General features: G+C 68.0%; 19 protein-coding genes, 1 tRNA gene and 2 pseudogenes. 17 read left to right on the top strand and 5 right to left on the bottom strand.

Going from position 1 to position 20,565, the window contains the following annotated elements:
• Positions 1-2: 2 nt before the first annotated feature.
• Positions 3-1,838 (bottom strand): hypothetical protein, encoded by a 1,836-nt coding sequence (locus ABZT18_RS29260; protein ID WP_354997716.1) that lies wholly within the window; start codon positions 1,836-1,838, stop codon positions 3-5.
• Between the two features lie 211 nt (positions 1,839-2,049).
• Between ABZT18_RS29260 and ABZT18_RS29255 the strand changes: the two genes are divergently transcribed.
• Positions 2,050-2,760, top strand: coding sequence for a class I SAM-dependent methyltransferase (locus ABZT18_RS29255; protein ID WP_354997717.1), 711 nt, complete (start codon positions 2,050-2,052; stop codon positions 2,758-2,760).
• Between the two features lie 125 nt (positions 2,761-2,885).
• Here the strand turns inward: ABZT18_RS29255 and ABZT18_RS29250 are convergent, their stop codons facing one another.
• The gene (locus ABZT18_RS29250; protein WP_354997718.1) at positions 2,886-3,428 is read right to left on the bottom strand and encodes a YbhB/YbcL family Raf kinase inhibitor-like protein; all 543 of its coding nucleotides are present in this window, start codon (positions 3,426-3,428) and stop codon (positions 2,886-2,888) included.
• A gap of 143 nt (positions 3,429-3,571) precedes the next feature.
• On the opposite strand from ABZT18_RS29250, the gene ABZT18_RS29245 reads away from it, so the two are divergent.
• The 3 genes from ABZT18_RS29245 to ABZT18_RS29235 all read left to right on the top strand — a co-directional run bounded on the left by ABZT18_RS29245 (position 3,572) and on the right by ABZT18_RS29235 (position 7,717).
• A complete protein-coding gene (locus ABZT18_RS29245; protein WP_354997719.1) occupies positions 3,572-3,727 on the top strand; it encodes a hypothetical protein in 156 nt (51 codons plus the stop codon).
• Positions 3,728-3,778: 51 nt separating this feature from the next.
• A complete protein-coding gene (locus tag ABZT18_RS29240) occupies positions 3,779-4,027 on the top strand; it encodes a hypothetical protein (protein ID WP_354997720.1) in 249 nt (82 codons plus the stop codon).
• 930 nt (positions 4,028-4,957) lie between these two features.
• The gene (locus ABZT18_RS29235; RefSeq protein WP_355252975.1) at positions 4,958-7,717 is read left to right on the top strand and encodes a DNA methyltransferase; all 2,760 of its coding nucleotides are present in this window, start codon (positions 4,958-4,960) and stop codon (positions 7,715-7,717) included.
• A gap of 21 nt (positions 7,718-7,738) precedes the next feature.
• Here ABZT18_RS29235 and ABZT18_RS29230 read toward each other — a convergent pair whose 3' ends face one another.
• Together ABZT18_RS29230 and ABZT18_RS29225 are read right to left on the bottom strand one after the other, a co-directional pair.
• Positions 7,739-8,434 carry an HAD family phosphatase gene (locus ABZT18_RS29230; protein ID WP_355252973.1) on the bottom strand — a complete coding sequence of 232 codons (696 nt, stop codon included), beginning with the start codon at positions 8,432-8,434 and terminating at the stop codon, positions 7,739-7,741.
• The gene (locus ABZT18_RS29225; protein WP_354814720.1) at positions 8,431-9,297 is read right to left on the bottom strand and encodes a GntR family transcriptional regulator; all 867 of its coding nucleotides are present in this window, start codon (positions 9,295-9,297) and stop codon (positions 8,431-8,433) included. The genes ABZT18_RS29230 and ABZT18_RS29225 overlap by 4 nt, the downstream gene beginning before the upstream one ends.
• A 399-nt stretch (positions 9,298-9,696) precedes the next feature.
• Between ABZT18_RS29225 and ABZT18_RS29220 the strand changes: the two genes are divergently transcribed.
• The 12 genes and pseudogenes from ABZT18_RS29220 (at position 9,697) to ABZT18_RS29165 (ending at position 19,252) form a co-directional block, all read left to right on the top strand.
• Positions 9,697-9,942 carry a DUF6284 family protein gene (locus ABZT18_RS29220; RefSeq protein WP_355252970.1) on the top strand — a complete coding sequence of 82 codons (246 nt, stop codon included), beginning with the start codon at positions 9,697-9,699 and terminating at the stop codon, positions 9,940-9,942.
• A complete protein-coding gene (locus tag ABZT18_RS29215) occupies positions 9,942-10,316 on the top strand; it encodes an RRQRL motif-containing zinc-binding protein (protein WP_355252967.1) in 375 nt (124 codons plus the stop codon). The genes ABZT18_RS29220 and ABZT18_RS29215 overlap by 1 nt, the downstream gene beginning before the upstream one ends.
• Positions 10,313-11,104 carry an ABC transporter permease gene (locus ABZT18_RS29210; protein WP_355252964.1) on the top strand — a complete coding sequence of 264 codons (792 nt, stop codon included), beginning with the start codon at positions 10,313-10,315 and terminating at the stop codon, positions 11,102-11,104. Before ABZT18_RS29215 ends, ABZT18_RS29210 begins: the two co-directional genes overlap by 4 nt.
• Positions 11,105-11,197: 93 nt before the next feature.
• Positions 11,198-11,530, top strand: coding sequence for a hypothetical protein (locus ABZT18_RS29205; RefSeq protein ID WP_355252961.1), 333 nt, complete (start codon positions 11,198-11,200; stop codon positions 11,528-11,530).
• A complete protein-coding gene (locus ABZT18_RS29200; protein WP_355252958.1) occupies positions 11,527-13,743 on the top strand; it encodes a cell division protein FtsK in 2,217 nt (738 codons plus the stop codon). The genes ABZT18_RS29205 and ABZT18_RS29200 overlap by 4 nt, the downstream gene beginning before the upstream one ends.
• Positions 13,744-13,885: 142 nt before the next feature.
• Entirely contained in the window at positions 13,886-14,134 is a 249-nt protein-coding gene (locus ABZT18_RS29195; RefSeq protein WP_355252955.1) for a hypothetical protein, read from the top strand.
• Positions 14,131-14,421, top strand: coding sequence for a hypothetical protein (locus ABZT18_RS29190; RefSeq protein WP_355252952.1), 291 nt, complete (start codon positions 14,131-14,133; stop codon positions 14,419-14,421). The genes ABZT18_RS29195 and ABZT18_RS29190 overlap by 4 nt, the downstream gene beginning before the upstream one ends.
• Positions 14,421-14,663, top strand: coding sequence for a hypothetical protein (locus tag ABZT18_RS29185; RefSeq protein ID WP_355252949.1), 243 nt, complete (start codon positions 14,421-14,423; stop codon positions 14,661-14,663). Before ABZT18_RS29190 ends, ABZT18_RS29185 begins: the two co-directional genes overlap by 1 nt.
• A 12-nt stretch (positions 14,664-14,675) precedes the next feature.
• On the top strand, positions 14,676-15,578 hold the full coding sequence (locus ABZT18_RS29180; RefSeq protein ID WP_355252946.1) for a bifunctional DNA primase/polymerase: 903 nt from the start codon (positions 14,676-14,678) through the stop codon (positions 15,576-15,578).
• Positions 15,575-17,172, top strand: a pseudogene (locus tag ABZT18_RS29175) (YfjI family protein). Before ABZT18_RS29180 ends, ABZT18_RS29175 begins: the two are co-directional and overlap by 4 nt.
• A 481-nt stretch (positions 17,173-17,653) precedes the next feature.
• Positions 17,654-17,854: a helix-turn-helix domain-containing protein gene (locus ABZT18_RS29170; protein WP_203174352.1), complete on the top strand. Its 201-nt coding sequence runs from the start codon at positions 17,654-17,656 to the stop codon at positions 17,852-17,854.
• Positions 17,851-19,252 (top strand): annotated as a pseudogene (locus tag ABZT18_RS29165) (tyrosine-type recombinase/integrase). Before ABZT18_RS29170 ends, ABZT18_RS29165 begins: the two are co-directional and overlap by 4 nt.
• 124 nt (positions 19,253-19,376) lie before the next feature.
• Here the strand turns inward: ABZT18_RS29165 and ABZT18_RS29160 are convergent.
• Positions 19,377-19,463: transfer RNA gene (locus ABZT18_RS29160), tRNA-Ser, on the bottom strand.
• Between the two features lie 108 nt (positions 19,464-19,571).
• Here ABZT18_RS29160 and ABZT18_RS29155 point away from each other — a divergent pair.
• On the top strand, positions 19,572-20,546 hold the full coding sequence (locus tag ABZT18_RS29155; protein WP_354997721.1) for an NAD(P)H-quinone oxidoreductase: 975 nt from the start codon (positions 19,572-19,574) through the stop codon (positions 20,544-20,546).
• The last annotated feature ends 19 nt before the right edge of the window (positions 20,547-20,565 follow it).

Raw genomic sequence — 20,565 nt, 5'->3', positions numbered from 1 at the left:
GCTCAGTCGGTCAACGACCGGACGTCCCACACCCACACACCGCCGGTGAAGACCGGCTGGATCCCGGTCAGCTCGGTCATCCCCCGGCGCAGCGCGGCCTCGTTCTCGTGCGGCCCGAGGATGACCACACCGGCCCGCCAGAAGCGCAGGTCGTCGACCGCGCGGACCCGGCTCTGCGGGGTGATCGGCGGCACCGCCCCGCTACGCCGGATGGTGGTGAAGAAGCTGCTGGTGGGACGGGGCGGCGCGCCGAACAACGCCACCCGCGGCGCCTCGGCGTTCGGGCGGGTGTCCGGGCCGAGGAAGTAGCCGCGGGCCAGCGGCATGTCCAGACGGGTCGCCGCGGACCACCGCAGCGGCTCCGCGTACGTGTTGTCCGGCAGCGGCAGGGTCACCACACTGCGCCCACCAGCCACGTACGGACGCCACGCCCCACTGGTCACGAAGGTGGGGACCGGTTCGAGATGGTCCACGGGCAGCGGCGTGGGAACGATCGGCAACAGGGCCATCGTGAGCATGGTGGCGGTGACGAAGCGGATCTGACCCCTGGCGGCCGGGTGCGAGCTGGCCAGTTCGCGGGCGCGCTCGGCACCGTAGGCGAGCAGCAGCCCGATGATCGGAGTGATCGCCAACGCCCACCGCGTCGGCACCACCGAGTGCAGGATGGGCAGGTTCTCCAGCGCGGCCCAGGGGCCCGGCACACCCGTACCCCGGTTGTCGAAGCGGACCTCCCGACCCAGCGAGAGCACCGCGAAGAGCAGCCCGAGCCCGGCCAGCGCGAGCACCACGACCGAGCGGCGTAGCCACCAGACCAGGGCGATCACCAGCACCACCAGCGGCCAACCGAAGAAGCTGTTCTCCTCGGTCGGGTTCTTGGCCAGGCCCGCGGCGGTGCGCGGGCTACCGGCGAGTGACTCCCGGGAGTACGCGACGAACGAGGCCAGGTCACTGGAGTAGCCGCGGATCAGGCGGGACAGCCCGGAGTAGGCGTCCGGCCCGAAGAACTGCACGTACAGGGGGTACGCCAGCAGCAGCCCGGCGACCCCGGCGGCTACGGCAAGGCCGGCGATGAAGGGCCGGGCCCGCGACCGCAGCTCCGCCCGGCCGAGGGCGAGCACGCCGACGACCACACCGAGCCCGATCGCGGTCATCAGCAGGATCTCCAGGTTGAGGAAGGCCTGCCAGACGATCACGAGCGCGAGAAGAAGGCCGTTGCGCAGCCAGCGGCCCGGTTCACCGAGTCGCAGCGTGCGCCAGATGATCAACGGGACGACGAACTGCGACACGATGTTCGGGTGCCCATTGGCGTGCGACACCATGGCCGGCGCGAACGCGCAGAAGCCGGCGCCCAGCCACGCCGGCCCGCGGGCGCCGATCAGGACCCGGGAGAGCAGGAAGTACCAGGCCGTGGCGGTGGCAATCATGCCGGCGGTGAGAAAGACCAGGAATGCCGCCCGCGGACCGAAGAGCAGGGTGATCGGCGTCAGTGGCAATGAAATGGATAATACGGACGTATTAGCCATCAGATTCACGCCGTCCGGAACGTTCATCTGCTCGGAATGGAACGGATACGCGAATTGCGTGACGACCCGTGCACCGTGCGCCATCATCCATTCGAACTGTGACTGGTCGGATTGGTTGTCCCGCACGCCGCTGCCCGGGTCCAACCAGAGCCGACCGGTGACCCAGAAGCCGAGCACCACGAAGCTCAGCACGGCGGCCAGATCGGCCCACTTCCCTCTGCGGGAAGGCCGAGCGTCACCAGGCACCCCCTCCACGGACGACGCGGTGGCCGGGTCGTCGGTGCCGCTGGGCGCGTCCGATTCAGGAGTAGTCATGACAATTCATAGGGTAGTCAGGGTAAGGCGCTGCCGTGACATGTTTCGGGGTACTGCCGTACTATGTGCCGGGTTCGCCGACCGCCGATCACGAACCCACCCCCCGACCACAATTCGGCCACCCCGATGCCCCGATTCTTCTGCCGCTCAGCGGATGATTCACTCTGTCGGTCCAGGCACGGGTCGAGTTCATATCGTGAGGAATCGACGCATGGCAGAAATCACTGGGGATCAGCGCGTGCAGTCCGAGGTGCTGGAAGGCCTGGCTACCGCTGTGAACCACCGTCGCTGGTTCATCGAACTGGCGGTGCCGCACCTCGGCGACGACCCGATCGAGATCGGCAGCGGCCTCGGTGACTACGCGCTGGAATGGTCAGAGAGGCTGCCCCGGTTCACCGCCACCGAGGCCGATCCGGACCGGCTCGTGCAGCTCAAGGAGCGCCTCGCCGACCGGCCGAACGTCGACGTCCGGCAGATGCTGCTGCCACACAACGACCGGGGCCACTACAGCGCGGCGGTCTCGTACAACGTCCTGGAGCACATCGAGGACCACGTGGGCGCGCTGCGCAGCATGCGTGACCTGGTCCGACCCGGCGGCGCCGTGATCATCATCGTGCCGGCGTTCCAGTTCGCGATGGGCCCGGCCGACATCGCCACCGGCCACGTCCGCCGCTACACGAAGAAGACGCTCGAAGCGGCGATGACCGAGGCCGGCCTGACCGTCGAGAAGATCCACTACGCCAACGCCCTGGGGCTGATCGGTTACTTCATGGCCACCAAGGTCTTCCGGCTGATGCCGAAGGAGGGCCCGATGGTCAAGGTCTACGACACCGTCGTCCTCCCCGCCACAAAGGCGGCGGAGCAGCTCGTCCTCCCACCCTTCGGCCAGTCCGTCTTCGCGGTGGCCCGCGTCCCAGCCTGACCAGGGCCTGCCCGCCCGGGTCGATCATGGGGTTGTGGTGCCCAGTTTGGTGCATTCCGGGCTATTTGTCACCCACCACAACTCCATGATCGACGGGATTGGGCGGCGTTGCCCACCTTCCCGGGTTAGTCCTTGATCTGGTACGTCGGGCGGATCACCGCCCGGGCCAGCGTGTGGAACGTGAGGTTGAAGCCCACGTAGGCCGGGCTGGCGTCCGGGGTCAGGTCGAGGCGGTCGACGTCCACGGCGTGCACCGCGAAGACGTACCGGTGCGGGCGGTCACCGGCCGGCGGAGCCGCCCCGCCGTACCCCTGCTCGCCGTAGTCGTTGCGAACCGAGAACGCCCCACCGAGGTCGGCGCCCGCCGCGCCACCCGCGCCGCTGGGCAACTGCGTCACGTCGGCCGGCACGTTCACGAGCACCCAGTGCCAGAAACCGCTGCCGGTCGGCGCGTCCGGGTCAAAGCAGGTCACCGCGAAGCTCTTCGTCTCGGCAGGGAAATCCGACCAGGTCAGCTGCGGGGAGACGTTGTCGCCCCCGGTGCTGCCGTGCGCGTGCCGCGCGTCCATCGGCTCGCCGTTCTGCACGTCGTCACTCGTCAGCGTGAACGAGGGCAGCATCGGCAGCAGCTCGTACGGGTCCGGGGCGATCGGTCGTTCCAGGGTCATCGGGACGCGTCCTTCCGGTGTGCGGAGATACCAGCCCCTTCTTACCCCGCCGCGGCCCCTCCGACGACCCGAAGTACGCGCTGACCGACAGTGGTTTTCCGGAGCTACCGTTGAGTTCGGGCAACGTTCCTCAGGGGGACATCGTGGCCGGAATCTGGCGGGATTTCGTGGTAGCCGTCCTCACCGCGTTCCGCCGCCGGGACGAACGGGCCATCGCCGAGGAGCGCCGACGCGCCGTCGAGCGGCTGGCGGAGGAGACGATCCGCACCCACAGGCGGGTTGCCGACCCGCCGCAGTGACCAGGTCGGAGGGCACCGGATCGCCCCGGGGTGAACGGTCAAGATGACCTGATGGGGCGGATCTTGCGGGCACGGCCGGTGGCGAACCTGGAGACACACCGAACCACCCTGAGTCTCAGCGTCCGGTGCGTACGACCGGGGCAGCTTGTCGGCCCCGTTGCGGCGCTGCTGTTGATTCCCGTCGGCCGGCACCTGCCCGGCATGGCCGCCCTCGCCCTGCTCACCGCGTACCTCATCGCACTTCTCAGCTACGAGGCGTGGACCAGGCGCGGGTCCGGTGTCCCGTCCGAGAGGGCCTGACTGCTGGTCGGGAGGCGTTGGCCGATCAAGGGGGCGGAGGGTGTGGGATTCGAACCCACGAAGACATCGCTGCCTTACCGGTTTTCAAGACCACGAACCTCACGGCGCTGACCTGCTGGCATGCGAGCCATCACCGACTCTGCGACACGAATACGGCACATGGACTGCTCAGGCCGGGCGACCCGCTGCGTCCGCTGATAACCACTGCCAAAGCCCTGGCTGCCGGACCAGAACAGGACACCCTACGGGAGGCCCCCGTCACAGGGAGAAATACTTCCGCCTTGTGTAACGGACTTGCCACCCGCGCCGCGCAAAGCCACTACAGTCTCGGCGAGCGGCAGTGAGAACCGTCAGAAGTTTGGCGGCCCCGGGGTCGCATCCCCGGGGCCGCCTGAGGTTCCCACCTGCCGCAACTTCGTCCGTAACGACTCGTCAAGGTGGGCAACGTGCAAAGACTAGCCAGGCGACTGAGGCAAGACCAGCAGAACGCCAAAGTTCAGACCGAACAAGCTGCACTGAGGGGTGTCGTACTGGTGACCGTACTGGCCATCAGCGCGACCCTCGGAATCGTCCTGCTCAGCAGGCACGTCGTTGGGGAGGTCGCGCCAGCGGCGATCACCGCGATCAGTGCTACCACTCTGGGCGCCATCGCAGCGGTCGGTGTCGTCCTCGGGCGCAGGCCTCGTAACGGCTGACAAAGTGGGTGTCGCGGGTCAGGGCAACGTACCCTGACCCGCGCTACCTGTAGCAGAGACGGAACTCCGCCTCGCACGGTCGCGGAGGCGTGCGCTCACACGCACGCTGGGTAGGCGCGCTCCGCTCCGCGTGCCGTACCCTGGATCATCCCGCTACATCTGCCCGACCTCGGAGTTAGCTTTGAAGCCAACGACGCCGCCCCCATTTGCTGGCGCATCCGTTACTTGGGCAGAAATGAGGTCCCGCGCCCATAAGTTTACGCGCGACTGGGCAGGAGAGACCCGCGAGGCGGCAGAAGGGCAGACCTTCTGGAATGAATTCCTCCAAATATTCGGTGTGTCGCGGCGACGCGTGGCGGTATTCGAGCAAGCAGCGCGTCGAACTAGCACTGGCAACGCTGGCTGGATGGACTTGTTCTGGCCGGGCTATCTTGCCGTCGAACACAAATCGGCAGGAGCCAACCTGGAAAGGGCCATGGGCCAAGCCATTGACTATCTGCCTTCCCTGCCGCAGGAGCACCTTCCGCAGCTAGTGGTCGTATCGAGCTTTGAGAAGTTTCTAGTCCGCGACCTAGAATCCGGCATTGAAACTACATTTCCACTCTCAGAGCTCGTCGAGCACCTGGAACTGTTCGCGTTCCTCGCCGGCTACGACACACGGCATCAGTTTGAAAACGAAGAAGATGTAAACCTCGCAGCTACTGACCTTCTTGCGCGTTTGCACGACTCGCTAGAGGACTCAGGATATAACGGCCACGCTTTACGCGTTTTCATGACTCGATTGCTCTTCGTGCTCTTCGCTGACGACACTCAGGTTTGGGAGCGCGGCCTTTTTCATGACTATGTGACACTGAAAACACACGAGGACGGCCGAGACCTCGGCGGAGCACTGGGCCTCTTTTTCCAAGTACTCAACACGCCAGATGAGCTTCGGCAGCGAACTCTTGACGAGGACCTGCTTCGATTCTCCTACATCAACGGTGGGATCTTCAGCGAGCCCTTGCCGATTCCGGCGTGCAACAGGGAGATGCGAGCAAGGTTGATCGCTTGCATGAAGTTCAACTGGGGTGCCATCTCTCCCGCCATCTTCGGCTCCCTCTTCCAGAATGTTATGTCGCCGAGGGAGAGGCGCGCTCTGGGCGCTCACTATACTTCCGAGCAGAATATTCTCCGTACGATCAGACCACTATTCCTCCACCAACTGGAAGCCGACCTAGAGGGAGCAACTACCCTCCCCGCCCTAAAGCGGTTCCATGAGCGGCTTGGCGAGTTGACGTTTTTTGACCCAGCCTGCGGATGCGGCAACTTCCTCGTAGTTGCATACCGAGAGTTGCGGCGCATCGAGCTTGAATGCCTGCGCCGTATCCGGGCACGCGAGTCCCGGTCTGACCAAATGGTTCTCGATACCGCCCTCGTGGTGCGTACCCACGTCGGGCAATTCTATGGGATTGAAATTGAAGAGTTCCCAGCCAAGATTGCCGAAACGGCAATGTATCTCATGGACCATTTAGCCAACCGTGAACTCTCGACAGAGATGGGGATGTATTTCGTTCGGTTCCCCATCTCCGACACGGCCCATATTTACATCGGCAATGCTTTGCGCACTGACTGGAATCAAGTTCTTCCGTCAAACAAGTGTTCATACCTCTTCGGCAACCCGCCTTTTACGGGAAAGAAAGAGCGCAGCGAGGCTCAGCGTTCCGACATGCAGCACGTATTCGGATCATCGGGCGGTGTCGGCGTCCTGGACTATGTGTGCGCTTGGTATAAGAAAGCAACGGAGTACATCGGAGAAACGGGACACACGTTGTGCGCTTTCGTTTCAACGAACTCGATCACTCAAGGTGAGCAACCTCCTGTACTGTGGTCCGCGGTCGACCTTGCGAAATTTCCTATTTTCTTTGCTCATCGGACTTTTGAGTGGACGAGTGAGGCAAAGGGGCCAGCTCATGTTCACTGCGTGATCATTGGCTTCTCTCCTGCCGGGCGCATCGCTCCATCGGCACTTTTTGAGTACCCCACCCTTCGTTCAGCGCCCACAGAGAAGAAACCCAATCAAATTAACGGGTACCTAGTTGACGCTCCTGCGACCCTCGCAAAGAAGCGCCGGCAGCCCCTTGTTTCGACAGCCAAAACCGCTCGCGAAGGAAGTAAGCTCGGGGACTGGAAGCACCTTACGATTGAGCCTGAACAGATTGAAGAGGTGCGCCAGGACTCCATAGCAGCCAAATACTTAAGACCACTCATCGGTGCGGAGGAGATGCTCTACGGGTTGCAACGGTGGTGTTTTTGGCTGAGGGAAGCCAACCCCGTAGACCTTCGGAACTCTCCTGTTCTGAGAGAGCGCCTGAGCAAACTCCGGGAACGTCGATCCCAGAGCGACAAGCTCTCTACACGTCTAATGGCAGATAGGCCTGCCGAATTCCTAGAAACCCGCCAACCGTTAAGCGACTACCTATTCATCCCCTGTGTAAGTTCCAGTAGGCGGCAGTACGTTCCGATGCAGATCTACCCGGCGACAGTGGTCATTAGGACACCTAGCTTTGCTGTCGAGGGAGCCGACCTCAGCATTATGGGACAGCTTCAGTCAGCCATGTTCATGGCTTGGGTGAGGACAGTTTCTGGCCGGCTTAAGAGCGACTTTCAGATCGCTCCTGGGACTGTCTACAACACCTTCCCCTTTGCCCAGCCTGATGACAGCAAGCGAACGTCAATCGAAGAGGCAATGAGCAGTGTCCTTGACGTTCGGTCGCGATATGACGGAGCTACGTTGGCGGATCTCTACGATCCTCTGTCAATGCCCGGCCCGCTGGTGGCGGCGCACCGGGAGCTAGATTCCGCTGTTACGGCAGCATTCGGACGCCGACGGCCAAAAACTGATGCAGAACGTCTCGAATTGCTGTTCGAGAGGTACACTGCGCTTCTCAGCTCCGATATGTTGCCGCTCTCTACCTCCCAGACAACCCGGCGGGCGTCCCGAAGGAGAGCCTCCTAAATGTGGCCGACGCGGTGCAACTCAGCCACTGATGCGCTCGATCAGCGCGGCAGCTATCTCACCCATGCTCGTGATCACCGCGTCTGCTCCGGCCGCCCGGAACATCTCGACCTTGGCCGGCCGATTGGCATAGCCGATCACCCTCACTCCGGCCGCCCGCGCCCCGTCGATGTCCGAGAGCGAGTCGCCTACTAGAACGCACTGGCTCGGCGGCCGGCCAAGGGCGCGCACGGCTTGCAGGATCGGTTCCGGATTGGGCTTCATGCGGTCCGGGTCGGCGTATGCCCGGCCGATTACCGGCGAGACGTACCCGGCGAGCCGGTGCGCTGCCAGGTAGGCGGCCACCGCGCCGGCCGAGTTGTTGCTGACCGCCGCGACCGGCATCCCGGCTTGCTGGGCAGCCACGATGACCTCACGGCCGTATGGCGTCGGCTCGGCAAGCTCGACGGCCCGGCGCTCGGCCGCGCAGAGCGCATCCTCCACCGCCCGCGTGATGCCGTGGTCGCCGGCCGCGCCAGTGCGGCGTAGCACCTCAAGCGGGTCCGGCTCGCTGGCGAGGTCCGGCGGCACATCGACGCCATGTTGCCGCAGCACGTCGACCAGCTCGGCGGCAACCAGCGGCGCCGGGTAACCGGCGAAGATGCTGCACACCGGTCCGTCGAAGTCGAGCAGCACCGCGCCGACCTCGCCGAGCAGCCGACCGAGGTCGGCGTTCATCCGTCGTACCTGTAGGCGATGGTCGACCACACGGAGTCGAACCACTGGCGGGACGCCTCCACGAACTGCGTTCCGTGCGAGGCATCGTCGTCGGTCACCGCGTAGTGGAACAGCGGCACGTCCTTGCCCATGAGGTCGTAAATCGCCATCGGCTCGCCCTTGATCGAGACGGTGCGCTCAACAACCGGGTAGAAGCCATAGAAGACCTCTTCGCCGTTCAGGATGTAGAGCTTGAACAGCGGCGACGCCCGATGCATCCGCACATCAACGGTGGCCGACCGGATAAGCCCGAGGTCGCCCAGTTCGCCGACCTGATCGATGATTCCGTCTGCGGCCCGGCGGGTGATCCGCTCCGCGCGTTCGCGTACTGCTGGGTCGTCTGCCTGCGTCTCGGCCCGCGACGGCAGCGCCATCGGCACAGCCATGTCGGAGATCAGGACCCGCACCGCGATCGTCTCCGGCGCGAGTCGGCCGACGCGCACTTTGTCGAGTGCCTCGGCTAGCGCGTCGCGCAGCGTCTCACCGGAAAACCCGGCGAAGTCGATCGTCACGTGAGGTCGGTCAAACGAGGCTTCGATGTGAGGGCGCAGCTCAACCGCTCGCTGTGTCTGCGCGCGGACGAACGCGCCGCTGCCCTGCCGGGAAACGATCAGCCGTTCTGCCCGGAGCAGGTCCAAGGCTCGTTTGACCGTTTCTCGCGCCACCCCGTAGCGGGTGGCTAGCTCGGGCTGCGACGGCAGCTTGTCACCGGGCGCGAGTCGACGCGTGAGGATGGCCGCCCGCAGCTTGTTCGCGATCTGCTGCGAGGCCTGTTTGGGGTCGTCGGGGTCCAGCTCGCCGAGGAAGTCAAGGTTCTCGCTCACCCGCTCACGGTAGCGCTGACTAGCCAAGTTAGGAAAGTTCGCCGCGCCCTCTTGACCTGACTAGCCAAGCCGGCCTACCTTCATCACGTCGGACCTGGCTAGCCAGGCACGACAAGCCGAACGGAAGCCGGGGAAGGTGGCGCTTTGCGCTGCACGCTCACGGGCCGGTCGTGTGGTCGTTCATTGAGAACTTCACAGCAGAAGCGCCGCGTAGATCCGTCTGCGGCATCCCCGCCTTGAGCCACACCGTGGCCGACCCCGGTAGATCCCGGGCGAGCGGGGCGAGCGGGCCGGATCTGGCGCGCGGTTGCTTCTGCCTCTCATTCCCGTTCGGGGTGCGGCCGGTCTGGTCGCACCCCGGGCTTTCCCCCACGTCATTGACTACACCGGAGGTTCCCCGTGCGTACGCACCTTGCCCCCGTCACCGCCGAACCGACCGCCGCCGACCTCGCCGCGATCGACGCGGAGTGGCCGCTGATCGCAGCCGAGCTGGACCTGCTGGACGCCGAGATCACCCTGCTCTACGCCGAGGACCACGGCGGCCCGACCGAGCTGGACTGGCGTCGGGTGCGCCGGGCCGAGGCCCGCGTCACCCGCGCCGCCACCGAGACGACCGCCCGCACCGACCCGCGCCGCGCGGCCTGATGGCCCGCATCCGCGCCGCCTTTCACGATCCGGACGGAGCGCGGTACGGCATCCCTACCTACTGGTGGAAGGGTGCCCCGCCCGGCTACGCCACCCGCCGCCAACTGACCGCCGCCGGCCTACGCCCCGGCGGTCAACCCGTCGCCGCTCAGGTGCTCTGGCAAGGGGTCGGCGGCACCCGCACCGCCTACCTCTACCGGGTCGACCTCGCCGCCCCGAAGCGCACCGCGACCCCCGCGCAACGCGCCGCCATCGGCAAGGCACTCACGGCCCGCCGCACCTGCCGCACCTGTCACACGGTGCGGCCCTACTTCATCCCGCGCTCGCTGGGCGAATGCCTCGCGTGCGCCTTCCCCCAGGAGGACGCAGCATGACCGCCCCCACCATCAACGGCACCCGCTACCCCCAACCGATCGAAGACCTGTTGCCCGCCGCCCGCGCCCTGGACCTGCCGGACGGGGAGGTGTTCCCGTCGCGTAACCGGCTCATGCGGGAGTTCCGCATCGGAGCCCCGAAGGCCGGCGAACTGCTCGCCCTGCTCAAGACCACGCCCGCCGCCCCGCCGGCCGACACCACCGCGCCGGCCAGCCCGGACCCGACCCCCGCGCCGGCCGTACCCGAGGCCGCGCCGCCGGTCGTACCGGACCCGACGCCCGCGCCGGAGATCACCCCGCCCGAGCCGGTCGAGCAGGTCGCGCCGGTCAGTCGCCCGGACACGCCCACCCCGCCCGCGCCGGTCCGGTCGGCGGTGGTGTGGCCGGTGGTGCTGCTGGCCCTGCCCGCGTTCGTCGCCATCTGGTCCGGCTGGGTCGGCCTCGGCGGACTCACCGGATTCGGCATCGTGCACCCGCTTCCTGGCATCTGGGACAGCTTCTCCATCAACAGCGCGATCACCCTCCCGATCGGAGTGGAGACCTACGGCGCATACGCCCTCTACGTGTGGCTGTCCGGACGGGTGCCCGAACGGGCACGCCGGTTCGCCAAGTGGTCCGCCCTCGGCTCCCTCGCCATCGGCGCACTCGGCCAGGTCGCCTACCACCTGTTGGAGGCCGCCGGAGTGACCTCGGCCCCGTGGTGGATCACCACCGCCGTGGCCTGCCTCCCGGTCGCGGTGCTCGGCATGGGCGCCGCACTCGCGCACCTCGTCCGCACGCACGACTAGTTCCGCCCGGCGGCACGGCCCCTGGCTTCCCAACCTGCGCCGTGCCGCCGGCCCTCACCTATCCGGCACTCACACCTTCAGGAGAGAGCACTGATGTTGTCACCCCTGCGAGCGCTGCGGACAGCGGCGACCCGCTTGCGGCCCCGCCGCCCCTACTGGCTCGGCACCCCGCTGCGCGCCACGATCGCCCCCGCCGCGTGCGGCGGCTACGTCCTGCTCATCCACTACACGAACGGCGTCGAGTGGGTCAGCAGCCTGCCGACCCGCACCGAGGAATACGACCGGCCCGACGAGCGGGAGTTCACCGCCGTAGCCGCCGCCCTCGCCACGCGCGGCCTGACCCGCACCACGCCGTGGCAGATCGACCAGCACGCCCGCCTGTGCGCCCCCATCGCTGTCATCCGCACCGGGAAGGAGTCCCGATGAGCGCCCCGAACAACGAACCCGGCGACCGTTTCGACTGGCAGGCCGCCGAGAACGACCTGACCGACCCCACCACCGGCCCGGATGCCGAGGTGGTCGACCTGGACGACGCCCGCGCCCGCCGGGTACCGCGCCCCCGCCCGCCGGCCGAGGCGGACGACACCGAGCAGGACGACGCCGAGACGGTCGAGGACGCGCCGGAGCGCCTCGGTGGTCTGGTCGACGTGGTCGAGGACATCCCGCCGGAGGTGTTGGCCCGGCAGCGGGAGCGCCGGCCGATCCTGGCCGAATGGGCGCGCTCGTGGCGCGGTATGCGCGCCGCCGTGCGGCACCAATCGAAGGATGCCGGCTACGTCACCGCCTACCACGCGGTGCGCCTGCCGAAGTACGCGGCGAAAACCGCCGTGTGGGCACCGGTCGGGCTGTTCCGCGGCCTCGGTCGGGCGTTGCACTGGGCCAGCGCGGAAGAGGGCAACTGGCACCTGCGGCAGGCCGCCGCGACGCGTGGTGAGGCGGACGTGTGGCTCAAGTTGGACGCCCGCCGGCAGCGCCAAAGCGTGTGGCGGTGGTGGGTGCTCGCCGCCGGTGCCGGCGCGACCGTGGCCGGGGCAATCGTGCTCGCGGTCGGGCCGCCGTGGTGGCGCTACGTCGCTCTGGCGGTGGTGGTGCCGCTGCTGGCGACCCTCGGTCGACCGGCAGACAAGCCGCTGACCGACCGGGTCACCGAGGGCACCCGGTACCGCAAGTTGACCGCTGACCTCGTGCGTCGGGCGTTGACCTCGTTGCAGATGGCCGCGATCAACTCGGCGGTTGCCAAGGACCCGAAGGCGATCAGCTTCCCGGTGGACATCCACCGCGACGGCCCCGGGCACCTGGCCGTGGTCGACCTGCCGTATGGGGTGGAGGCCGCCGAGGTGGTTGCCCGGCGCGGCCGGCTGGCCTCGGCGATGCGGCTGCCGCTGGATCAGGTGTGGCCGGAGCCGGCACCAGGTCACACGGGGCGGCTGGCGTTGTGGGTCGGGTATGAGCCGGCGTCGCAGATGACCCAGCCGCCGTGGCCGCTGCTCTCGGCCGGCGCGAAGGTGGACCTGTTCAAGGCGTTCCCGTTCGCCACCACCCCGCGACTGGACGTGCTGGACGCCGAGCTGATGTTCCGCAACTGGCTGTTCGGTGGTCAGCCTGGCTCGGGTAAGACGTTCGCGTTGCGCACGCTGCTGCTGGCCGCGTCGCTGGATGCGCGCGCCGAGATCCGGGGCTACGAGTTGAAGGGCGTCGGTGACTTCGCCGTCCTTGAGCAGGTCATGGCCGAGTACGGCAACGGCTTCGACGACGAGACCCTCGCCCGGTGCTTCGCGTTCATCGAGTGGCTGTACGAGGAGTGCCGCCGCCGGTCCAAGCGCATCGAGCACTACGCCCGGTTGGGCAAGGCCCCGGAGAACAAGGTCACCCCGGAACTGGCGTCGCTCAAGGGGTCCGGGCTTCACCCGCTGGTGGCCTGGTTCGATGAGCTGCAAGAGCTGATGACCAGCAAGTACGCCAAGGAAGCCGGGGAGATCCTGGAGAAGGTCATCAAGCTGGGCCGGGCGCTGGGCGTGATCATCCTGATCGGTACGCAGATCCCCGACAAGGACAGCTTGCCGACCGGAATCACCCGCAACGTCAACAGCCGATTCTGCCTCTCTGTGGCTGATCAGACGGCCAACGACATGATCCTCGGGACGTCGGCGTACAAGCAGGGCTACCGGGCGACGGTGTTCGTGCCGGTCGATGAGGCCGGGTGGGGCATCCTGCGCGGCTTCGGACCGAAGCCTTCGGCGGTGAAGTCCTACTACGTCAACACCACCGAGGCGGCTCGCATCGTGACCCGCGCCGTCGCGCTGCGCCAGGCCGCCGGCACCCTGCCCAAGCCCGACGAGCAGACCCGCGAGGTGGCCCCGGTCGCGGACGTGCTCGGCGACCTGGCGCGTATCTGGCCGGGCGACGAAAAGGCCGTGTGGAACGAGACGCTGTGCGCGCTGCTGGCCGAGCTGCGGCCCGACGTGTACGGCGGGTGGGAGGCGGCGCAGCTCACCACCGCGCTCAAGCCGCACCCGCTGGTGAAGGTCGGCGACGTCGGGCGGCGCATCGACGGCAAGGCCACCACCCGACGTGGCATCAAGCACCCCGACCTGCTCTCCGCGATCGCGGAGCGTGACCGGAAGCGGTCCGCCGGCTAACCCGCCGCGAGGGTGCTAGCGCTAGCGGCCCGTCCTGCTAGCGCTAGCACCTCCGCTAGCACCCGATCCGAATCATGAGCTGCGACCTAGCAGATAGCAGCTCACGGCCCCGTGCACCCAAAAACCGGCCCGGGAGGCACCTGTGAACCCCCACCTGACCGCCGCTATCGTCCTCGCCACGATCCCCGCCCTGATCACGCTCGGTTACGCCGTCCTGTGCTGGGTCAAGCCCGTCAAACCCTGCCAGCGGTGCGCCGGCACCGGCCACATCACCACCCGCGTCCTGCGCCGCCCGCGTGCCTGCCGCCGCTGCGATCGAGGCCACCGGCTACGCACCGGCCGCCGCGTCGCCAACTACTTCCGCCGTCTCCGCACCGAGGCGCACCAATGAACCGCCGCAGCGGGCACACCGACTGGTGCGGCAAAGACCACCGCTGCGGTCTCGGTGAACACCGATCCGAAGAGATCGTGGTCAACGTTGCGGGCCGCTCCCGCGCGGTGCTGGTGCGTGTGCGCACCGCTGCCGGCCGCGAGCACGCCGAGGTGCGCGTCAGGGTGGCGCTCGCCCCGTCCGAGCTGGCCGCGCGCCGGCAGTTGGTCGGGTTGCTCGGCGACCTGCGCCAGGCCGTGACCCGCGCTGCGGTCACCGCTCGGCCGCGACCGAGGCGGGCCGGCTGATGGAGGTGTGGCTCAGCGGCACCCGCGCCGAGCTGGACGCCGCCACCGCCGTCCTCGCTGACCTCGGGCACGTCATCCAACAGGGCCAGCGGTGGCCGATGGGCGGCGTCGACGCCGGCCGCTACCGCCTTTACCTGCGGCTCTCCGTCACCACCGCCGCCGCCCGTCACCGCCCGGCACCCGACGCCGGGGGTGAGCTGATCGACCTCACCGCCGCCCGCGCTCTGCGTCGCCCCGCCTGAACAGGAGCACTCATGTCTGATCTGCTCACCGCCGCCCTCGGCCACGCCGAACGCGGCTGGCACGTCTTCCCGCTACGCCCCGACGACAAGCGACCCGCGTTCCCCGACCACCCCGCCGACCAGTGCACCGGCCGCGACCGGCGCTGCCGCACCGCCGGTCACCACCTCGGGTGGGAGGCACGCGCCACCACCGACCGCGACCGCATCCGCCGGGCATGGTCGGTACGCCCCTACGGCATCGGGTTGGCCTGCGGCCCGTCCCGGCTCGTGGTGGTCGACCTGGACAACCCGAAGGACGGCACCACCGGCCCGACCGGGCTGGACACGCTCGCCGCGTTGGCCGCCCACCACGGGGCCGGCATCGACCCGACGTACACGGTGACCACCGGGGGAGGCGGCACCCACCTCTACTACCGGCACCCCACCGAAGGGCCGGCATTGCGCAACACGGCCGGCACGCTCGGCCCGCTGGTCGACACCCGCGCCCATGGCGGCTACGTGGTCGCCGCCGGCAGCACCGTGGCCGGTCGGCCCTACCGGGTCGACCTGGACACCGACCCCGCGCCGCTGCCCGGGTGGCTGGTCGCCCTGTTGGCACCGGCGCCGCTACCGCCGCAACGCCCGGTGGTGGTCGACCTACCCACCGACCGCAGCGGCGCGTACGTGCGGGCCGCGATCAGCCGGGAAGCCGACCGGGTGACCACAGCGCCGGCCGGGGAGCGCAACCGGGCGCTCTACATCGCTGCCGTGGCGCTCGGGCAACTCACGGCTGGTGGGTCGCTCACCGAGACGGACGCCTCGGGAGTGCTGGAACAAGCCGCAGCATCGGCCGGGTTGGGCAGCGTCGAGACGGCACGCACCATCCGATCCGGGCTGGCCGCCGGCAGCAAGCGACCCCGGCAGGTGGCCGCATGAACGCCGCCCGACTGCACCTCGTCACCGACCACCCCGACGCCACCGGCGAACCGGTCACGGGCGGGCCGCTGTGGGATGTTCCAGTGCCCTTGACCGGGCCGACCACCGCGCCGCCGCCGTTCCCGGTCGACGTGTTCCCCTCCTGGTTGGGCGACATGGTGACCGGCGTCGCCCGCTTCACCCAGACCGATCCCGCGATGGCCGGCACCCTCGCCGTAGCCGTGCTCTCCGCGTGCGCGGGTGGCCGCCTGGAGGTAGAGCCGGTCGGCGGGTGGCGGGAACCGGTCAACGTGTTCGCCGCCGTCATCGCCGGCCCCGGCGAACGGAAGTCACCCGTGCACCGGGCCATGACCCTGCCGCTGTTCACCGCTCAAACCACGCTCGGCGAGGCGATGCGACCGCGGATCGCGGAAGCTGCGGCGCTGCGGGACATCGCCGACCGGCACGCCGAACAGGCCAAGACCCAAGCAGCGAAGGCCAGCGACCCGGGCAAGCGCGACGAGGCCGCCGCCGAGGCGGTAGCCGCCGCGATCGCGGCCGAGGCGATCACCGTTCCCGGCCTGCCCCGGCTGATCGTGGACGACGCCACCCCGGAAGCCCTCATCGGCCTGATGGCCGCCAACGGCGGACGCATGGCAATCATCAGCGATGAAGGCGGGATCTTCGACACCCTCGCAGGCCGGTACTCCGGTGCCCCGAACCTTGACCCCTACCTGAAAGGCCATGCGGGGCAGCCGATGAGCAACGAGCGGCAGACCCGCGAGGGAGCCTCGGTCGACAAACCCGCGCTGACCGTGTGCGTGATGGCGCAACCGACCGTGCTGCGGAAATTCGGCGGCAACGCTGACCTCGCCGGGCGCGGCCTGCCGGCCCGGTTCCTGTTCGCGCTGCCCCGATCCCTCGCTGGGTATCGCCTTGTCGACACGGAGCCGGTGCCCGAGCAGGTGACCGCCGGCTACCGGCACCGGGTGCACGACCTGGCCGCCACCCTCGCCGAGTGGGAAGACCCCGCCGTCGTCACCCTCACCCCCGAGGCGGGACGGGTGCGGCTGGCCGCCGCTCAGGAGGTGGAGGCGCAGCTACGGCCCGGCGGCACCTTGCACGACATGAGGGAGTGGGGCAACAAGCTCTCCGGCGCAACGCTGCGCCTGGCCGGATTGCTGCACGTCGCCCACCACCCCGCCGACGCGTGGCGACGCCCCATCGACGCCGACCGGATGACCGACGCCGTGAGGCTGGCCGAGTTCTTCGCCGCGCACTACCGGGCAGCGCTCACCACCATCGGCAGCGACACCGCGATCGAGAACGCCCGCTACGTGCTCGGCGTGCTCACCAGCAAGGGCATGAGCACCTTCACCCGCCGGGAGGCGCACCGCCGGGTAGCCCGGAAGCTGCCGAAGTCCGATGAGGTCACGGCCGTGCTCAACGAGTTGATCGCCCTCGGGTGGGTCCGCAACGGGCCGGACGGCCGCTACGAGCTACATCCCCGCGCCGCTGGAGAGGACTCGGAAACGCTGACACGCTGACAATCGTCACGCCCGGCGACGTTTCCGCAGCTCAGAGCACCCGGGAAGGTGTCAGCGGCCCGTGCTGACAGCCGCTGACAGGCGCTGACAATCCCCGTCGACACCCGTGAGGTGTCAGCGCTGTCAGCGCCTGTCAGCGCACCCCGCTGACAGCTTCACACCCTCGCTGACCTGCGGAAACGTCGCTAGCAAGCCCTGCTGTCAGCGTGTCAGCGCTTCCCGGCCTCCCGCCGCCGCCTGCCGGCATCGACCACCGGCCGACAACCCCGCGGAAACGGCCCGCTGAGAGCCCTTGAGAGCGCTGGGCCCTATGCCTTACCCCAACCCTGCCCAGATCTTGGCCCCACGGCGCTCTCAGTGGGCCGCCCTACGCCGTTCTGCCGCACCGCCATCCGAACACTCCACAAGCGACCCGGACCGACCGGAAGCCACTCACCGCGCCGATCAGCCCGCAAGACACCCCGCTGAAACAGCCGCAGCGCTGATCACCCCCGCCCGCCGGGCTGTTCCAGCGCCTTACCTCCACCCCGCACGAGGGAGGCCCCGTCCATGACCGCGCGCCGCACCCCGACCGGCAACCTGCTCACCCTCGCCGAAGTCCTGGACGAACTACGCGTACCCCGGTCGACCTTCTTTCGCTGGAAAGCCACCGGCCGCGCACCCCGAACGATCAAGTACCCCAACGGCAGCCTGTACGTCCGCCGCCGCGACCTAGACAACTGGCTCAACGACCACGAAGAGGCAGCATGAGCAGCTACGACGTACGCATTCATGCGATCCTGGCTAATGAGCTATCGGGCAAGAAGAAGTCGTATACGGTTCGATGGAAGGTCGCTGGCAAGCCGTTTCGGAACACGTACGCCACTCGGGCACTCGCCGAAAGCTTCCGCTCAAAGCTGGTGGTAGCGCAACGCGAGGGCACGGCATTCGATGAGAAAACCGGGCTACCGGAACCGATGGCCCGGGAATTGAACAGCCGGAATTGGTATGACCTGGCGGTCGCGTTCGTGGACATGAAGTGGCCGCGTGCCGCAGCAACGCAGCGCAAGAGCATTGCCGACGCACTCACCACGGCCACGCTTGCCCTGCTCGCTACGTCGCGCGGCGCACCGGACGACGCCGAGATCCGCCACGCTCTCTACACATGGACCTTCAACAAGTTGCAGCGCGACCGTGACAAGGGCTCACCGCCAGAGAAGCTGGCCCCGGCTATCCGATGGCTCGCCGCGAACACGCTGCCGCTAACCGACGTGGCAAACCCTGCCACCACCCGAAAGGCACTCGACGCGCTCACGGTTCGGATCGACGGCGGTCCGGCCGCAGCAAACACCGTCGCAAGGAAGCGGGCCGTTCTCTACAGCGCCTTAAAATACGCCGTTGAACTCCGGTACCTCGACGCACACCCGATGGATTTCATTCAGTGGCGAGCGCCGAAGAACACCGATCAGATCGACCGGAAGGTGGTGGTAAATCCCGAGCAAGCCCGTTCCCTGCTCTCGGCAGTACGGAAACGCGATCCTCGACTGGAAGGCTTCTTCGCCTGCATGTACTTCGCCGCGCTCCGTCCCTCCGAAGTGATCCACCTACGCGCCGACGAATGCGAGCTACCCGAAACCGGGTGGGGGTGGCTTCATCTCAGCGGCTCTACACAACAGGTGGGCGAGGATTGGAGCGACAGCGGCCAGTCGCTGGAAGATCGGGAGTTGAAGCACCGCGCCAAGAAGGCGACCCGCGACGTGCCGGCCTGCCCGGAGTTGGTCCGCATCCTGCGGCATCACGCCCAGGAACACTGCCGCGACGCCAACGGCCGGATGTTCAACGCCGCTGGTGCGCGACCGGCCCCGGTGTCCAAGAGCACGTATTTGCGTGCCTGGCGGCAAGCACGCGAGGCAGCGTTGACACCGGCTCAGCAGCGCTCGCCACTGGCGCACCGGCCGTACGACCTGCGGCACGCCGCCGTGTCGCTCTGGCTCAACGCCGGGGTACCGGCTACGCAGGTTGCCCAATGGGCCGGGCACAGCGTGCACGTGTTGTTGAAGGTCTACGCCTCGTGTATCGACGGACAGGACGAGGTCGCGCGCAAGCGGATCGAGGGAGCGTTGGGCACCGACGACCAGGCCGAGAGCGCCGGGTGACGCCGACACGTAGACGACACGACCAGTGAGACAGAGCGGCACCGGGCGAGACACAGTGAGACTGATTCACCATCGATAAACGCACCCCCTGACCGGCGTTCGCGCTGGTCAGGGGGTGTTTTTGCTGTCCAGGTGGGCGGAGGGTGTGGGATTCGAACCCACGAAGACATTGCTGCCTTACCGGTTTTCAAGACCAGCGCCATCGGCCACTAGGCGAACCCTCCCCGGCCGGCACCCGCAGGTGCACGGCCACGCATAGTCTGCCACGGCTCGCTTCGGGCGGCCCGGCGTCCCTCCCTGCGGCGCGGTGGGGCGTCGGGTAAGACTGAGTCATGCGAGCCATCACCATTCCGCAGCCCGGTGGACCCGACGCGCTGGTCTGGGCCGAGGTGCCCGACCCTGAGCCGGGCCCCGGCGAGGTGATCGTGGATGTGCGCGCGAGCGGGGTCAACCGCGCTGACCTGCTGCAACGGCAGGGGCACTACCCGCCACCGTCGGGCGCGTCCGCGTACCCCGGGTTGGAATGCTCTGGGGTGATCACCGTGGTTGGCCCGGAGGTCTCCGGGTGGGCGGTCGGGCAGCAGGTCTGCGCGCTGCTGTCCGGCGGCGGGTACGCCGAGCGGGTCGCGGTCCCCGCCGGGCAACTGCTGCCGGTGCCGGGCTGCGACCTGGTCGACGCCGCGGCGCTGCCCGAGGTGGCCTGCACGGTCTGGTCGAACCTGGTCCAGGTGGGGCGGCTCAGCGCGGGGGACACGCTGCTGGTGCACGGCGGGGGCAGCGGGATCGGCACGTTCGCGATCCAGCTCGGGGCAGCCCTCGGCGCTACCGTCCTGACCACGGCTCGGGCTGCCAAGCACTCCCGACTGCGTGAGCTGGGCGCGTCGCACCCGATCGACTACCGCGAGCAGGACTTCGTCGAGGAGGTCCGGCGAGCCACGAACGGCCGCGGCGCCGACGTCATCCTCGACATCATGGGCGCGTCCTACCTGGGCCGGAACGTCTCCGCTCTGGCCACCGGCGGTCGGCTGGTGGTGATCGGGATGCAGGGTGGGCGCAAAGCCGAGTTGGATCTCGGCGCGCTGTTGACCAAACGGGCGAGCGTGGCCGCGACGTCGCTGCGCTCCCGCCCGCTCGCGGAGAAGGCGGAGATCGTCCAGGGCGTACGGGACGAGGTGTGGCCGTTGGTCGAGGCCGGGACGATCCGACCGGTCGTGGACCGGCGGCTTCCGATAGCCGATGCGGCAGAGGCGCACCGGCTCGTCGAGTCGAACGATCACTTCGGCAAGGTGCTGCTCACGCTCGGATAACGCGGTGGGGGTGCCGGCC

The organism is Micromonospora sp. NPDC005291 (genome assembly GCF_040607415.1).
Classification (GTDB): Bacteria; Actinomycetota; Actinomycetes; order Mycobacteriales; family Micromonosporaceae; genus Micromonospora.
This window is presented reverse-complemented; position numbering and strand designations above follow the sequence as displayed.

Bases quoted from the DNA above. Each gene is read 5' to 3' on its own strand.
- ABZT18_RS29260 (WP_354997716.1), bottom strand. From the start codon at position 1,838: ATGACTACTCCTGAATCGGACGCGCCCAGCGGCACCGACGACCCGGCC.
- ABZT18_RS29255 (WP_354997717.1), top strand. From the start codon at position 2,050: ATGGCAGAAATCACTGGGGATCAGCGCGTGCAGTCCGAGGTGCTGGAA.
- ABZT18_RS29250 (WP_354997718.1), bottom strand. From the start codon at position 3,428: ATGACCCTGGAACGACCGATCGCCCCGGACCCGTACGAGCTGCTGCCG.
- ABZT18_RS29240 (WP_354997720.1), top strand. From the start codon at position 3,779: ATGGGGCGGATCTTGCGGGCACGGCCGGTGGCGAACCTGGAGACACAC.
- ABZT18_RS29235 (WP_355252975.1), top strand. From the start codon at position 4,958: ATGAGGTCCCGCGCCCATAAGTTTACGCGCGACTGGGCAGGAGAGACC.
- ABZT18_RS29230 (WP_355252973.1), bottom strand. From the start codon at position 8,434: ATGAACGCCGACCTCGGTCGGCTGCTCGGCGAGGTCGGCGCGGTGCTG.
- ABZT18_RS29215 (WP_355252967.1), top strand. From the start codon at position 9,942: ATGGCCCGCATCCGCGCCGCCTTTCACGATCCGGACGGAGCGCGGTAC.
- ABZT18_RS29210 (WP_355252964.1), top strand. From the start codon at position 10,313: ATGACCGCCCCCACCATCAACGGCACCCGCTACCCCCAACCGATCGAA.
- ABZT18_RS29205 (WP_355252961.1), top strand. From the start codon at position 11,198: ATGTTGTCACCCCTGCGAGCGCTGCGGACAGCGGCGACCCGCTTGCGG.
- ABZT18_RS29200 (WP_355252958.1), top strand. From the start codon at position 11,527: ATGAGCGCCCCGAACAACGAACCCGGCGACCGTTTCGACTGGCAGGCC.
- ABZT18_RS29190 (WP_355252952.1), top strand. From the start codon at position 14,131: ATGAACCGCCGCAGCGGGCACACCGACTGGTGCGGCAAAGACCACCGC.
- ABZT18_RS29185 (WP_355252949.1), top strand. From the start codon at position 14,421: ATGGAGGTGTGGCTCAGCGGCACCCGCGCCGAGCTGGACGCCGCCACC.
- ABZT18_RS29180 (WP_355252946.1), top strand. From the start codon at position 14,676: ATGTCTGATCTGCTCACCGCCGCCCTCGGCCACGCCGAACGCGGCTGG.
- ABZT18_RS29170 (WP_203174352.1), top strand. From the start codon at position 17,654: ATGACCGCGCGCCGCACCCCGACCGGCAACCTGCTCACCCTCGCCGAA.
- ABZT18_RS29155 (WP_354997721.1), top strand. From the start codon at position 19,572: ATGCGAGCCATCACCATTCCGCAGCCCGGTGGACCCGACGCGCTGGTC.